This window comes from Streptomyces sp. NPDC059909, assembly GCF_042730885.1.
GTDB lineage: Bacteria > Actinomycetota > Actinomycetes > Streptomycetales > Streptomycetaceae > Streptomyces.
Window position 1 is genome coordinate 54,594 of record NZ_JBHWKX010000033.1, and the last position, 13,342, is coordinate 67,935.

Genomic DNA, 13,342 nt, shown 5'->3' on the forward strand with positions numbered 1-13,342 from the left:
AGGTTCAGGCCGCCCGCGGGGTCTCGTGGCGCACTGGCGGAAGTCCGCCGAAGTCGGCGTCGAAACGGTCGAGAATGCCCGGCTCGGCGATGACGCGGCGGAACGCGGCGGTCGCCGTCTCGAGCCGCTTCTCGTGCTCCTTCTCCTCGGCCACCTTGGCGAGGTAGTCCTTCATGGACATGCCCGCATCGTCGGCCAGAGCCTTGAGTCGGTCCCGGGTGACGTCGTCGATCTTGACGCTGGTGTCTGCCATAGCTCGAGTATGCCGCTCGGCATACCGCGCTGACTACCCACCTTCGGAAGATCTCCCTGCCCCGAGCCTTCGGTGATGGCCAATGTCGACGCTCACGAAAAGTCACAGCTCCGTCCAGGAGCGACGGCCCCCGCCAGCCAGCGGCATCCACACGGATTCGGTGGGCCCGTGTGCTTCGAGGTCGTCGAGAACGGCCGCAGCGAGGGGCACGTCGCGGGCGAGGGCGGCAACGAGGGGGTGCTGGGCGGCCATGGCCTGCAGGTCGCTGATCCGGTGATTCAGCGTGTGCCGGGAGGCACCGGTCAGGACGAACAGCACACGCGGGAATACGGGGTACCAGCGCAGCCACCCGGATCCGGCGGCGCCTTGTGGGCGCCGCGCGCGGCTGGCGGGCTGCGGGTCGTAGGACCACAGTCGGGCGTACTCGATCAGCTTTGCTGCGAGGCGTTCGCTGCCCATGGTGGAGCGGTCCACTTCGATGAACGCGCGCAGCTTTCGGCGCTGCTGCTCGGTGACGAGGGTGTAGTGCATGACCGCGTCCGCTACGACTTTCTCGCCGTCGCCGATCGCGTGCGAGACCTCGGGCGTCCAGTCCAGGGGGGCCGTGTTCGTCGCAGCGTCGGCGGGCGTCGGTGACGAAGGCCAGGTGTGTACGGACCACGGTGAGGGTGTGGGGGGTCTTGAGTGACGCGGCCGTGGCCGAAGTGATCGGGTAGGGCGGGCGGCCGCGCAGTGCGGGCCAGTCCCTGGTGAGGCGGGCGCCCCTCGGTGTGAGGTACCAGGCGCGGGTGCGGTTCGATTGCGGCAGGACGGCGAAGTCGACCAGGCGTTCGCGGCGAAGAGTGTTGAGCGGCTGGGAGAGTGCTTGGCGGGTTGCGCCGGGCCGAAGCAGGGTGTGGAGCTGCCTGGTCGTGGCCATGCGGTGCTGGGCGAGTACGGTCAGCAGTTGTTGCGGGAGCGGCTCGACGGGGCTGGGCGTGAAAACGGGCGAGGCGGCACGCTCCTCGGGGAGGTTGGCGGTGGTCATTCGTATCCCTTCGTGAGCCGTGCGGCGCTGGAGCCGGCGGGAGCGTGCTGGGTGAGGAGGGCGGTGACGCGGCCGAGCTGGCCGGCTGCGCGCGTGGTGAGCTGGTCCAGGGGGAGCGCCCTGGCGGTTGCCCGGGCGGCTTGTTCGAGGGCGGCGACGTTGCCGGGGCGGGCCTGGTCGGCGAAGACCTCATCGAGGTGGGGCCCTCGAAGCCGTACTGGGCCGATGCGGCGGCCGTGCACGGTCAGGGAGGCGTAGTGCTCGAACCGGTCCAGGACGGTGACCTGGTCGGGGGTGGGGTTGTCGCCCCACTCGGCGGTGATCGGAGCGATCGCGGTTTTCGATCCTGCGGTGGTCGCCAGCGTGGAGGCGTTCTGCGTCAGTGAGAGCCGTACTGGGCCTGGTAGCCGGGCCAGCAGCTGCGTCATGCCGTGGACGTGTGCCTTGTACTTGCGGAAGTCCTCGAACATGGCGGCGATCGTCTCCGGCGCCGCGCCGGTGAGGGTGATCAGCTCGTCGAAGTAGGGGCGGAAGGGCACCCGCTGGTCTTCGGGGGTGTCGCGGCGGGAGCGCACGGCACGCAGGAGGTCGCGGGCGAGCAGTGCGGTCAGCAGCCGGTCGGTGGGCCCGTTCCCGGCCGGGCACACCCACACGATCATCCGGTGGTCCATGGCGGCCCGGATGTTGTAGGCGCCGACGGGCTGGCCGAGGAAGGCCCTGGTGACAGGGTTGGCGGCCAGGCGGGTGAGGGGGTTGAGGACCACGGCGAACGCGTCGGGGGGCAGGGTCGGGAACACGGTCTGCCACCAGGCGCGGGTCTCCTCATCGAGCCGCTCGCCGGTTGCGGCGAGCGCGACGGCGCGGAAGGCGGGGTCGGTGAGCAGGGCCCGCACGTGGAAGATCGTGGCCTGGTCCTGGGGGTGCCCGGTTTGGCAGGCGGTCTGGTTGACGGCGACGAGCATGGCCAGCGCGGCGGTGATGATGGTGATCGCGCGGGGCGCGCTGACATCGTCCCAGCCGAGCGCTGATGCGAAGGCATCGGTGACGGCCTCCACGACCTCGTGCGGGGCCTGGCCGTGCTGCATGGACAGCGGATTCCACGAACTCAACTCAGGTGTGGGGCCATGGGCGTTGAGGTCGATCAGGGCGATGCGCTGCATGAGGTGGTCGTGGGCCAGGAACTTCGCGGCCCTGGGCCAGGAGTCGCGGTGCGGGTCGACGAACATCAGCCCCCCGCCGGCGTGCGCCCACCCGATCGCCTGGGCGAGCGCGCGTTCGGTCTTGCCGCCGCCGGCCTTGCCGACCGCGCACTCGAACAGCGTCTCGGACGCGTAGGTGGCGACCAGGCGCTCACGGCCGTCCGGGGCCCGGTAGAGGCCCTGCAGCAGCAGTTCGGGGTCGCCGAAGGAGAACGTGGGCAGATCACCGGCGAGCAGCGGCAGACGGCAGTGCACGGTGGGCGGCTTCAGCAGCCCGGTCAGCTCCTCCAGCCGCACCCAGTTCGCCCGGGGTGGCTGACAGTGGCCGTACTTCCAGCGGCGCTCAAAGCCGCGGCGGCTGGGCCAGCGGTCGGCACCGAGGCGCCACGGGCCGATGCGCAGCCCGCGCATCGCCCACCGGGAGCGGCCGCCGAACACATCCAGGGCGGCCTGGAGCCGGCTGAGCCGGGCATGGGCGCGGCCCTCGGTGTTGGATGCACAGGTGACGAGCAGTTGCACGCGCACCAGTTGGTCGTCGTCGGCGAGCTTGCCCAGCGCCTCGGCCGGGTCGACACGGCGCGGTGTGGGAGGCATGACCAGCCGACGACCACCTGCCCCGCCTTGCTTGCCGCTGAGAAGCTGCTGGAACTGCCAGGCGAGCGAGTCCTCGATCCCGGCGGCATCTCGGCGGACCCACCGGGCGGCGCGCTCGGTCTCGCGCCGCTCATGGCGGCGCGCGGCCTGCATCAGCTGTATGCGGCGGGCCCGAAGCGCCCACTTGGGGGCGCGCTGGATGTCCAGGCGGACTTCGGCGAGATCACCGAGATCCGCCCGCAGGTCCAAGACGGCATCGACGAGCGGCTGCAGCGGGTCGGGGTCGAGCGGCACCTCGCGCAGCGGGGCGATGGGCTTGCCGCGCAGGATGAACTCCGCCCGCACGGTGTGCTCGCGGGCCTTGTCCAGGGTCGGCCTGGCTTTGGTGACGGTGACGGCCGGGCCGAACGGGGTGATGGACAGCAGACGTTCCCCGCCGGCCGGGCCTTCGATGCGGTAGCGCAGGGGGCTGGAGCCGTCGGCGCGCAGCCGGATGCGCACGGCCTTCGTCCGGCGCGGCGCCCACCAGGGCATGCTGGTGGAGGCGCGGGCGAGCTGCACCCCGCGCCGGAAGATCTCCTCCAGGCCGGGGTCGAAGTGCCGGCTGGGCACGAGTTCGAGGGCCATCCGCTCGGCCGAGGCCTTGAGCGCGAGCCGGCGCACCACGGCCTCGCCCACGCCCCAGGCTGTGGCGACGGCCAGGGCGAGCAGGTACCAGTGGTCGGCGAGCCACTCGGCGGTGTCGACGAGGCCGGTGAGCAGTCCGAGCACCTGGCCCGGCGCCGCGTGGCTGGCGTGGCTGGTCAGGTGCGGCGCTGCTGCGGAGTCCATGCGGAGGGTCCCTTCTTGTTCGGTGTGCGGGTGAAGGACAGGTCGCTGATGCGGCCGTCGGTGTAGGTGCCGCCGCGGTCGGCTCCGGCCCACACCAGGTGCACCACGGCCTGGTTGGGTCCGCCGTCCTGGCGGGCGATGGCGGCCTGGATGCGGAACCGGGTGAAGGCCGGCGCCACCGCCCGGCCATCGGTGGGGAAGACCGTGGGCCACTGGCCGCGTTGGATGCCGGTGGCGTCCGCGCGCAGCAGGGCCCTCCCCGCCGCCAGCAGCTGCCGCTCGTCGTCGGCGGCCAGGTCCGCGGGCCAGGCCTCTTCCAGCGCCTGGTGGATGGCCCGGTCGCCTGCGTAGCCTTCGCCGTGCGGCGGCAGCGCGGACGCCGGCCCTGTACCCGTCGGGCCTGCGGTTGCCGGTTCGTCCGAGGGTGAGCCGTCTGTCGTGGGTGTGGTGCGGTCGGTGGGGGAGGCAGTCGGGTGACCGTTTGCCGGGGCGGCCGCCTCCGGCGTGAGGGGCGCGGCCGGTGTATTCGTGCCGTGAGGCAGGGACAGGAGGATCATCCCGGTCAGGGCCAGCAGCGCGGTGGCGGCCAGGAGCCCACGCGGTGAGCGCGATGAGGTCGATGTCATAGGAGGCGGGCTCCTCCTGCGTAGCCGGGCATTGCATCGACCGGGTCGAGGCGGATGCGGGTGCCGGGCCGTGGGGCGTTGACCATCTGGCCGTTTCCGACGTAGATGCCGACGTGGTGGATCGTGGAGTCCCGCCCGGGGGCGTAGGCGTAGAAGACCAGGTCGCCCGGCTTGAGGGCGCTCTTGCCGAGACGGGCGGGGATCCGCCGGCCGTAGCCGGCCTGGGCGGCCGCAAAGTGCGGCAGGCTGATGCCGACCTTCGCGTACGCGTACAGGGTCAGGCCCGAGCAGTCGAAGCCCTTGATGTGGGCGCCGCTCTTTCCGCTGGGCGAGCAACAGATTCCCGTGCTGGGGCCCTTGGCGTTGCCGCCGCCCCACGAGTAGGGCAGACCCCGCTGGGCGAGCGCGGCCTCGAGCACCGTGCGGACCTTGCCCGAGGTGTTCTTCAGCTCGGGGCCCTTGGCGGCCGCGGTGTACTGGTCGATCCAGCCCAGCACATTGGCGACGTACTCGTCCGAGCGGTTGTACTGGAAGATGGCGCTCCCCAGCTGGGCGCGCTTGTTCAAGTCCCGGCCACTGCCGCACAGGTAGATGGCGGCGCCCAGGGCTGCGTCGTCGGCGTTGTGCGGGTCCGCCTTCTTGTCTCCGCTTGCGTCCTTCCCGACGCCGTCCCAGGTGGAGGGGAGGAACTGGAAGGGGCCGACCGCCCGCTCGCCTCGGGAGGTGCCATCCCACCTGCCGCCGTCGGTGTCGGGGAAGACGGTGGTGTTGCCGCCCGCGCCGGAGCCGTTGAGCAGCACCCCGTAGATCTTCGGGCGGATGTCACCGTGGTCGGAGATGTTCCGGCCCACCGCGTGCTGGGACTCGACCTTGGCGATCCCCGCCAGGATCGGCCAGCGCATGCCGCGGCAGGTGGGCACGTGGCGCCCGACCAGCTGCACCGCCTTCTTGTAGGCGGTGAGCATGCGCGGCGGGATGTCCGCGGCGGTGCCGCCCTCGGCGATGCCGTCGTCCTGCGTACCCGCCTGCAGCGCGGTGACTGCGCTGATCGCGCCGGTGAGCGGGGCTGCGCAGCACACAGCGGTGAACAGCAGCATCACGCCCAGGCAGCCCCACCTGGCCTTCCGGCTGTGTCGTCGGCGGCTCATGAACCGTCACCGCCGTCGCCCGCCTCCGGGCGGGGGCGCGAGCCGTCCGTGTGGCCACGGTCGAGCTCGTCCAGCAGCCTGCGCCGCACGTCGGGATCGCCGCCCCCAAGGCTCCCGATCACCCGGCGCCGCAGTGCCGCGGGATCGTGGGCCACCGGCCTTGACGCTGGAGAGGGGGTAGTAGGCGCGGCGGGTCCGGCTGCCGAACTGGAGGACGCCGGGCGGGAGTTGCTGCCTGCAGTGGTGGTTGGGCGCGCCGTTGCTGTGCGGGTGGTCCCGGTGGCCAGGCGACGGCTGGCGAACGGGCCCGTGCCTGCGCGGTCGTCCCGGTGTCCCTGCATGACCCCGGCCGCGTGCCGGCCCATGTCCGCCCAGGGCCGGCCGTCCTCGCGCACCGTGTTGCCCCACACCCGCACCTGGGTGCGGGCGTCCTCGGTGTACCTCGATCCGCCCGCCCGGGCGCGGCGGACATTCTCCGGCAGCCCGTAGGTGGCGCCGTAGACGGCGCGGGTCCCGCGGTTGAGGATGCGATAGCCGCGCAGCCGCACGAGCCGGTTGTGCGCACGCGTGGACAGCAGGGTGCGGTCGGCGTTCTGGTCGTGCAGGACCTCCCCCGTGTGGGGGTCGATGATCTGGCCCTCGTCGTCGTTGCGGTACCGGTCCGCAGGCCCGCCCCGACGACCTGCCCACTCCTGGTTGCCGCCGGTGTGCGAGTCGCCTTCGCCGTCGACGCCGGTCGGCTTGCGCCACTTGGCCAGCTGCTCCCGATCCGGTCGCTTGCCGATCAGCAGCCCGTACGCCCCCTTCGTGCCGAGCCGCACCCCGACACCCGTGCCGACCGCCGCAGCGGTCAGGGGAGCGAGTCCGCGCCCGGCTTCCGCGCCGGCGTCGGCCAGCATCCGGCCCGTGTCGATCGGCATGCCCGCGCCGTCGAACATCGACGCGAGCGCGCCCATCAGGCGCTGGCGGGTGCCGAGCATGCCGTACCTGCCGCCTGCGAAGGAGCGCAGCCCCCCGCCCCCACCAAGGGGCAGGTTCATGGCGAGCGCGGCGCCGAGTTCGGAGGTGTCGCCCGGCATGTGCGTGCCGCCGACCTTGGCGTACCGCATGCGCATCGCCATGCGACGGCCGAACGAGGTGATGCCGCTCAGCAGCCACCGATGCCCGGCCGCACCAGCGATGGCCAGGACGTCCAGGAGCAGAATCCGCTCCACCATCAGATCCGGGCCGTCGGTGAGGATGGCGTCGACGGCGATGCCGAAGAACGGAATGAATGCCGACACCGCGACGACGGCGAGCATCGCGATGCCCCACAGCGACAGCCACTTCCACACCGACTGGCGCGGCGGACCGGGCACCATGGCCGCGATGAAAGTGACGCCGCCGGCGGCCGCGGCCGCGGCGGTGATGGCCTGGGTGCCGAGCAGCACGATCGCGCTGGAGAGCAGCATGCCGCAGATCAGCAGCGCGGCGATCAGCAGCAGTGCTGCCCCGCCGACCCGCCACCAGGTGGGCTTCTTGGCGTACTCGGCGCAGGCCTTGCCGACCGGCCCGGCCTCCTTGAGGTCGGCGAGAAAGGCAGCAAACTCCTTGTCTTCCTCGCTGACGACAGGGCTGACGATGTCCAGCAGTTCGCCACCGGGGGTGAACTCCGGCGGGGCCTGATCACCCCGGCGCGCGTCGTTGCCGTCGCGGCAGTACTCCTTGGCCGGCCCCCTGAGCAGGCTGCACGCATCCTTGTTGCCCTTGTTGTCCTTCTTGGCGCCGGCCTTGTAGCCGCCGCTGACCCACTTCAGGTGCACGGCATAGGCCTCGCGGTCGGAGGCCTTGCCCGGGTCGAGGACGCGCCCGTACTGCAGCAGCATGTACGGCTTGACGACGACGGCGTTGGTGATCGAGTCCTGGATGGGACGAGCGACCTCACTCGCCTTGACGGGCTTGGCGGCCTCGCGTACCCGGCACTGTTCTTCCTGCTGCTCGACCATGCCGTCGCACGGCCCCCGGCTGGTGACCTTTCCGCCCCAGTCGTAGGAGTTGACCGTCTGCTGGGCGACTTCGGCAGCCACCTGCTGGGTCTGCCCCCACGGGCCGTCCTTGGCGAGCAGGTAGTCGGGGCGCACGAACGCTGAGGCGGCGAAGGCAGCGATCAGCAGGGTCAGGAAGATCTCGCCCAGCCCTTTGGCGACCTTGCCCCGCACGAACATGAACAGGCAGAACACGAACGCCCAGGCCAGCAGCGCGCCCTTGAGCCCAAGGCTGTCGACGACCACATGGTTGTACGCGTCGGATACCTTCTGCGCGGGCTCGGACAGGATGCGCAGCAGTGGGAACCGGAATGCGGCCTCGATCGCCCAGCCCGCCAGGCCGACCAGCAGTCGGATCAGGGTGAACAGGCCGCTGAGGGCAAAGGCGAGCGCCTGCGTCTTGAAGGAGACGATGGAGCCGCCTTCGGCGTTCAGCTCGTAGCCATTGATCGGCACGCCCTCGGAGGTGTCGATGTTCAAAGGGGCGAGAAGGTCACCGGTCTCGCTGCTGCTGCCCGCCGCGTACACCACCTGGCTGTTCACCAGGACGAAGACGGCGGTAAGTAGGACGACGAAGCCGGCCGAGCGGAGCGTTGCGCGGTCTGGACGTCGCATTACCCCTGCCTTTGCACGACAGCGCCCCGACGCCGCAGGGCGATACCGACCAGGGCCGCGGTCGGCAGCAGCACCCAGACCGCGCTGGCGTGGGGTTCGGCGCGGGCCGCGGAACTGGCGTCGCCCGCGTCGCGGACGCAGTACTCCTTGGCCGGACCCGGGACCAGGTCACACGGGTCCCCCTGAGGCTGCTGGGAGTTCGCGGCGAAGGCCTGCCCCGTCCTCGGCCACCACGCCTCAGGCACGCCCACCCCGACGGCCAGGGCAAGAAGCGCCGCGGCGACAGCGAGCACCAGCCATGCGCCCGCAGCGCGGGCGGTGCGCCGCGTCCGGTCCCAGCGGGAGGAGGTGGTCATCGCATGCGCTCCTTCGGGCGGGAGACGCCGGCCTGGTTCTCCGGGCGTGGCCCTGCATCCGGCGCCTGCGGGCTGCCGCTCATACGCCGGCCGGGGGTGGTGGTGATGGACGAAGCGATCCGCGCGATGCGAGGGATGACGACCTTGACGCGTCCGGTGTTCTGGCGCGGGCACGCGAGCAGCACCTCGCCCTCGCGGCCCTTTTGGCCGACTGGCGACAGGCCGGTGGTCACCAGCCGCAGCAGCTCCGGATCGCCCGCATCGAGGCCGAGGAACTCAAGTCCGCGGCGGGCCCGTTCGCGATCGGCGGTGCGGGCGAGCACCCGGTAGGCCATCAGCCCGCGGTCGGGGCCGAGTTCCTCGGCGTCGTGCGATCCGGCAATCAGCCCGGCGCCGTGCTTGCGGCCGTCGTGCAGGATCTCGTGCACCAGCGCGGTGCCCTCCGCGGAGCTGGTCAGCCAGTACAGCTCGTCCAGCACCACTGCACAGAACCGTGTCGGGTCCTCGAACGCCTTCTGCCGGGCGATCGCCGCGATCAGGTAGAGCACGGCCCGCCCGATCAGCGCCTCCAACGGCTGCTGTCGCAGCACCTCGGGCTGATCGAACGCGGCCTTGGGCGGCAGTTTCAGCCCCGTCGTCGTGATCACGATCATGTCGGAGGCGCCGGACGGGTCCAGCCGCACCGGCGGCAGGGCGGGGTCGAACACCATCCGCGCCAGCGGATTGCTCGCCACGACACGCACCAGGCCGGCGAGGGTGGCCGCCGCATCCTGCCGCTTGCCCACCTGATCGGTGGCCATCTGCTCGAGCACCTCAAGGACGCGGTGCATCGACGGCGCCTGGCCGGCGGCGGCCTGCTCGACCGCGTGGTGCAGCACCTCGCCCAAGGTGCTCATCGGGCCGATGCCCAGCTGCAGGGTGAGGTAGCTCAGCGCGTAGTGGCGGCCCTCGGGCCCGTCGAACATGCGCAGCGGGTCGATCGATACCTCGGCCTGGGCGGCATCGATGATCTGGCAGTGCCCCGCTGCGGCGGTGCGGGCGAAATTCGCCCACTCGCGTACCGGGGTGCGGTCGATGCAGATCGCGCTGCCGCCCCGCGCCCATACGGCATCCGCGACGAGCTTCTGCAGGACGCTCTTGCCCGCGCCCAGATCTCCGACGATGCCCATGGAGGCGGAGGCGTCCTGCTTCGGCGCATCCGCCACGTTGATCATCACGGGACGGCTGGTGCCGCAGTCCAGGTCGATCCCCAGCAGCATCCCGCCCGGGTCACCGACCTCACCCACGGTGAAGGCGCCGCTGAGCGCCCAGTCCTCGCTGACCTGATGCTGGGTGAACTCCCGTACGACCCCGGGCCGCGTGGTGCCCGGCAGGCCGAGCGTGAACAGGGACTCCTGCAGCCCGGCCGGGCGCACCGCCCGGTAGTCCGCGCCGGCCAGCAGCGCCGCCAGCGCCCGCGCCCGAGCGTCGCAGACCTGGGCGGTCGGCCCCCACACGGTGAGCACCGTGACGGACTGCACCTCCACCTCGACGCCGGTGCGCGACAGCCGGGCATCCAGCTCGCCCAGATCCCGGGCAGCCTCGGTGAGCGAGGCGGGCATCCCGGTGGGACGGGCGTCGTACTGGTCGGCCTGGTCGACGAGTTCGTTCTTCTTGCGCCGCACCTGCTCCTTGGCCTTCTCCGCGGGCACCAGCGTGAGGTCGACGGTGTAGTCGACCGGGAAGTCCAGCGTCTCCAGCTGGGCGAACAGGTCGGCCGCGTCCGCATTCACCGCCGGCGGGCACTCCGCCAGCGCCAGCTGCGCCTGGTAGCCCACGCCGGCCTCGCCCTCCACCTGCAGCCAGCGGCGCCTCAGTGGGGAGGCGGCCTTCAGCCGCCACCAGGCCTTGCGGCCCGAAGGCGCTATCCCGTCCGCGCCCTGCAGGTCCTCGTCGTCGTTGTCGACCTCCTGGGCGATGCCGCCCTCCTGGAGCCGGACCTGGCCCAGGTCGGCGTAGCTGGGGGAGTGCAATGCCCCGCCGTGAAGCTGCCCGCCATACAGGTCGCTGGCCTCGGCCTCGGCCAGAAGCGGTTCGACACGTCCCCGGTGCAGGGCGTGCTGCACCATCCACACGACCTCCGCCGGCCGGGCCGGACGGAAGGCGATCCCGCCCGCGAGAGCGGCCTCCACCCGCGAGGCCTGCTCCCGGTAAGCGGTCACCTCGCGCCGTGAAACAGCGGCCGGCCGCATCCCGAACGCCTGGGACACCTCCGCCCACACCGCCCCCACCGAGGCGGCCACCTGCAGACCGCTCCCGTCGCTCTGCAACGGCACGGCCAGCCACAGCGTGCGGCGGTGCATCTCCTGACCGTCCAGCAGCCCAAGCGCCGCCTCGACGTTCTCCACCCACGGATGCACCTCCTCCGGAGGATGGGCGGGCGGCTCAATGCCCTCGATCATCCGCAGGGCAACCTCGCCCGGATCCACCTGGGCACACAGCCCGAACAGCCGAGGGGCACCCGACAAAGACCGCACCAGATGCGTGATCTTCGACAACTGCTCGTCGCGCACAGATGTAGGAACGTAGGTGCCCTGCACCGTCTCCTCGCTGCGCCCATGCTCGTCGGGGCCCGGGTGCAGCCGGTAGAGAGCCCACACGCTGCCGTGCGTCGACCACACCAGATGCCCGGCGATATGACGGATCGGCACCCTCATCGCACACCCCCGCCCTGGCCGCTGAGTTCCAGCAGCCCCTGCACGCCCGACACCGGAACGACCACCTGCAGCCGCGTCACGCTGTCCGACGCCGGACGCCGGCGGGGCGACCGGAGCGCGGCCCCGCTACCAGGTGCCCGCCCGCCGACGGAAGCCGTACGGCGTTTCGCTGACGCAGCCTCTGCCGGAATGGCCCCCATCCCCGCAGCCGCCGGGTCTTCAATGACGAAGCCCCCGAGCAGCGGGCGGGCGGCGCGGTCGCGGGCGGCTCGCCCACCGATCCGGCCGCCGCGCGGCTGCCCGGCCAGCAGCAGCCAGCCGATCGCCGCCGGGAGCGGCGCCCGGCCCGCGATCCTCGGGCGGCGCACCGCCCAGATCGCCAGTACCCATGCCGCGACCGGCACCGGGCCCATCCACGACCACAGCGAGATCGTCTTGATCAGCACGAAACCGCCGCCGACAGCCAGAGCGATCTGGGCCGGGGTGTAGGGGCCGAGCGGGATACGCCAGTCGGCGACCTTGCCCAGCACCCAGGGATGGCGGCGGGAAGATGTGTAGAAGCGCCCCACCCGGGCGGCCGCGCTCACAGCCGGCCCCCCGTCCCTGCGGCATGGTCACGGCCGGCCGGAGCGACGGGCTGCACCACGGCAGGCGCAGACTTCGCGGGGTTCTTGACCTCGTCCTCGAACATGCGGGCCAGGTCGTTGCGCGAGTTGTAGAGCCCCAGCGCGATCACGAGCAGCAGCAGGGCGCCGATGCCTGCCTTCAGACTGAATTTCTGAACCATGACCACGACGACGATCACGATCAGACCGGCCTGCAGGCCCTTGGTCGCCCAGTCCTGGAGCATGGTGATCCACGAGTCGCCGAGGTCATCGAGCTGCCCGGCGAGCATCAAGCTGTTCAGCGTGTTCATGAGCGCCCACCCCCGCTCTGGGCCGTGCCGGACTCCAGCGCCGCCACCTCCCACCGGCCCGAGCGGGCCTCGAGCGTGAGCTCGTACGCCAGAGGCCACCGCCCCGATGCGTCTTGGGCCTCCACCTGCGCCCAGACCCGCGCCCGAGTGCCGTCCTTCGGCACCGAGGCGGCGGCCGCAACTTCCTCAACGGCGAGCAGCTGCTTGACCGTGGCGGCGCTGAAGGCAGCGGGGGAGAGGGCTGACAGCTTCACCCCCGGTGCCAGGTAGCGGTCGACCCCGCCGGCACCGGCCAGGTACGCGGTGAGGAACTCGCCGACCGTGGACGACAGCTCGCTGTCCGAGGTGACCGTCACGGAATACGGCGATTGAGGCACGCCGGCCCGCGCCGGGCCGGCCACTGCACCCGGGGCACCGGCCACGGCGAAGGAGCCCCCGCCAGAGTCGGCAACGACCGGCACCACGAAGTACCGCACACCGCCGTCGGCGTACTGCGCAGCCACCGTCACCGACCACCGGCCGGCCGAGCGTTGCACACTGCGCACCGCCACCACGTCCCGCGGCTGCGCCTGCGCACTGGCCGCCAGGTCGGGCAACTCCACATCCGGCGCCATCGACTGCACAAGCCGCGCCTGCGCACTGCCATCCTCCGTCGCGCTGCTGCGCAGCCACGCGCCGAGGAACACCTCGGCGTACCCCGACGGGTCGGCGGCCGCCACCGTGCGCACCGCGGTCGGCGTCGCCGGCGTGGCCGCCTCGACCACGGTCGGCGGCCCGGTGACCGCCACGGCCAGGGCGACCGGTCCGGCTGCCACCGCTCCCCATACACCCATGCGCCCAAGGCGCACACGGCGCCGCATCTGCTGCAGCGCCACCCCCGCGGCCATCGGCGGCGCACTCTCGCTCCCCGATGCTCGCTTGGCCAGAGACATGTGCAAACTCCCAGGTCAGAACGGACTGTTGCTGACTGGAGCCAACCCGTCGTCCCCGACCCGACCACCGACCACGAAAGACCGACCAGCATCACGAAGCGGACACAAACCCGTGGTCGGGCCTG

General features: G+C 71.8%; 10 protein-coding genes and 1 pseudogene. All 11 read right to left on the reverse strand.

Features of this window, described 5'->3' with window-relative positions:
* Nucleotides 1-4: 4 nt before the first annotated feature.
* Nucleotides 5-253, reverse strand: a complete 249-nt coding sequence (locus ACFV9O_RS22620) for an antitoxin MazE7 (protein ID WP_385420587.1) — start codon at nt 251-253, stop codon at nt 5-7.
* A gap of 102 nt (nt 254-355) precedes the next feature.
* A pseudogene (locus ACFV9O_RS22625) lies at nt 356-1,280 on the reverse strand (replication-relaxation family protein).
* Nucleotides 1,277-3,904, reverse strand: a complete 2,628-nt coding sequence (locus tag ACFV9O_RS22630; protein ID WP_385420588.1) for an ATP/GTP-binding protein — start codon at nt 3,902-3,904, stop codon at nt 1,277-1,279. The pseudogene ACFV9O_RS22625 and the gene ACFV9O_RS22630 overlap by 4 nt, the downstream one beginning before the upstream one ends.
* Entirely contained in the window at nt 3,877-4,530 is a 654-nt protein-coding gene (locus ACFV9O_RS22635; RefSeq protein WP_385420590.1) for a hypothetical protein, read from the reverse strand. Before ACFV9O_RS22635 ends, ACFV9O_RS22630 begins: the two co-directional genes overlap by 28 nt.
* Entirely contained in the window at nt 4,527-5,678 is a 1,152-nt protein-coding gene (locus ACFV9O_RS22640) for an NlpC/P60 family protein (RefSeq protein WP_385420592.1), read from the reverse strand. Before ACFV9O_RS22640 ends, ACFV9O_RS22635 begins: the two co-directional genes overlap by 4 nt.
* Entirely contained in the window at nt 5,675-8,317 is a 2,643-nt protein-coding gene (locus tag ACFV9O_RS22645; RefSeq protein ID WP_385420594.1) for a hypothetical protein, read from the reverse strand. Before ACFV9O_RS22645 ends, ACFV9O_RS22640 begins: the two co-directional genes overlap by 4 nt.
* Nucleotides 8,317-8,673: a hypothetical protein gene (locus tag ACFV9O_RS22650; RefSeq protein ID WP_385420596.1), complete on the reverse strand. Its 357-nt coding sequence runs from the start codon at nt 8,671-8,673 to the stop codon at nt 8,317-8,319. The genes ACFV9O_RS22645 and ACFV9O_RS22650 overlap by 1 nt, the downstream gene beginning before the upstream one ends.
* Entirely contained in the window at nt 8,670-11,369 is a 2,700-nt protein-coding gene (locus tag ACFV9O_RS22655) for an ATP-binding protein (protein ID WP_385420598.1), read from the reverse strand. The genes ACFV9O_RS22650 and ACFV9O_RS22655 overlap by 4 nt, the downstream gene beginning before the upstream one ends.
* A complete protein-coding gene (locus ACFV9O_RS22660) occupies nt 11,366-11,956 on the reverse strand; it encodes a hypothetical protein (protein ID WP_385420600.1) in 591 nt (196 codons plus the stop codon). Before ACFV9O_RS22660 ends, ACFV9O_RS22655 begins: the two co-directional genes overlap by 4 nt.
* Nucleotides 11,953-12,285: a hypothetical protein gene (locus tag ACFV9O_RS22665; RefSeq protein ID WP_385420601.1), complete on the reverse strand. Its 333-nt coding sequence runs from the start codon at nt 12,283-12,285 to the stop codon at nt 11,953-11,955. Before ACFV9O_RS22665 ends, ACFV9O_RS22660 begins: the two co-directional genes overlap by 4 nt.
* The gene (locus tag ACFV9O_RS22670; RefSeq protein WP_385420602.1) at nt 12,282-13,217 is read right to left on the reverse strand and encodes a conjugal transfer protein; all 936 of its coding nucleotides are present in this window, start codon (nt 13,215-13,217) and stop codon (nt 12,282-12,284) included. Before ACFV9O_RS22670 ends, ACFV9O_RS22665 begins: the two co-directional genes overlap by 4 nt.
* Nucleotides 13,218-13,342 lie beyond the last annotated feature (125 nt).

Coding starts and splice junctions, on each gene's coding strand:
- ACFV9O_RS22620 (WP_385420587.1), bottom strand. CDS start 253: ATGGCAGACACCAGCGTCAAGATCGACGACGTCACCCGGGACCGACTC.
- ACFV9O_RS22645 (WP_385420594.1), bottom strand. CDS start 8,317: ATGCGACGTCCAGACCGCGCAACGCTCCGCTCGGCCGGCTTCGTCGTC.
- ACFV9O_RS22630 (WP_385420588.1), bottom strand. CDS start 3,904: ATGGACTCCGCAGCAGCGCCGCACCTGACCAGCCACGCCAGCCACGCG.
- ACFV9O_RS22665 (WP_385420601.1), bottom strand. CDS start 12,285: ATGAACACGCTGAACAGCTTGATGCTCGCCGGGCAGCTCGATGACCTC.
- ACFV9O_RS22650 (WP_385420596.1), bottom strand. CDS start 8,673: ATGACCACCTCCTCCCGCTGGGACCGGACGCGGCGCACCGCCCGCGCT.
- ACFV9O_RS22640 (WP_385420592.1), bottom strand. CDS start 5,678: ATGAGCCGCCGACGACACAGCCGGAAGGCCAGGTGGGGCTGCCTGGGC.
- ACFV9O_RS22655 (WP_385420598.1), bottom strand. CDS start 11,369: ATGAGGGTGCCGATCCGTCATATCGCCGGGCATCTGGTGTGGTCGACG.
- ACFV9O_RS22635 (WP_385420590.1), bottom strand. CDS start 4,530: ATGACATCGACCTCATCGCGCTCACCGCGTGGGCTCCTGGCCGCCACC.
- ACFV9O_RS22670 (WP_385420602.1), bottom strand. CDS start 13,217: ATGTCTCTGGCCAAGCGAGCATCGGGGAGCGAGAGTGCGCCGCCGATG.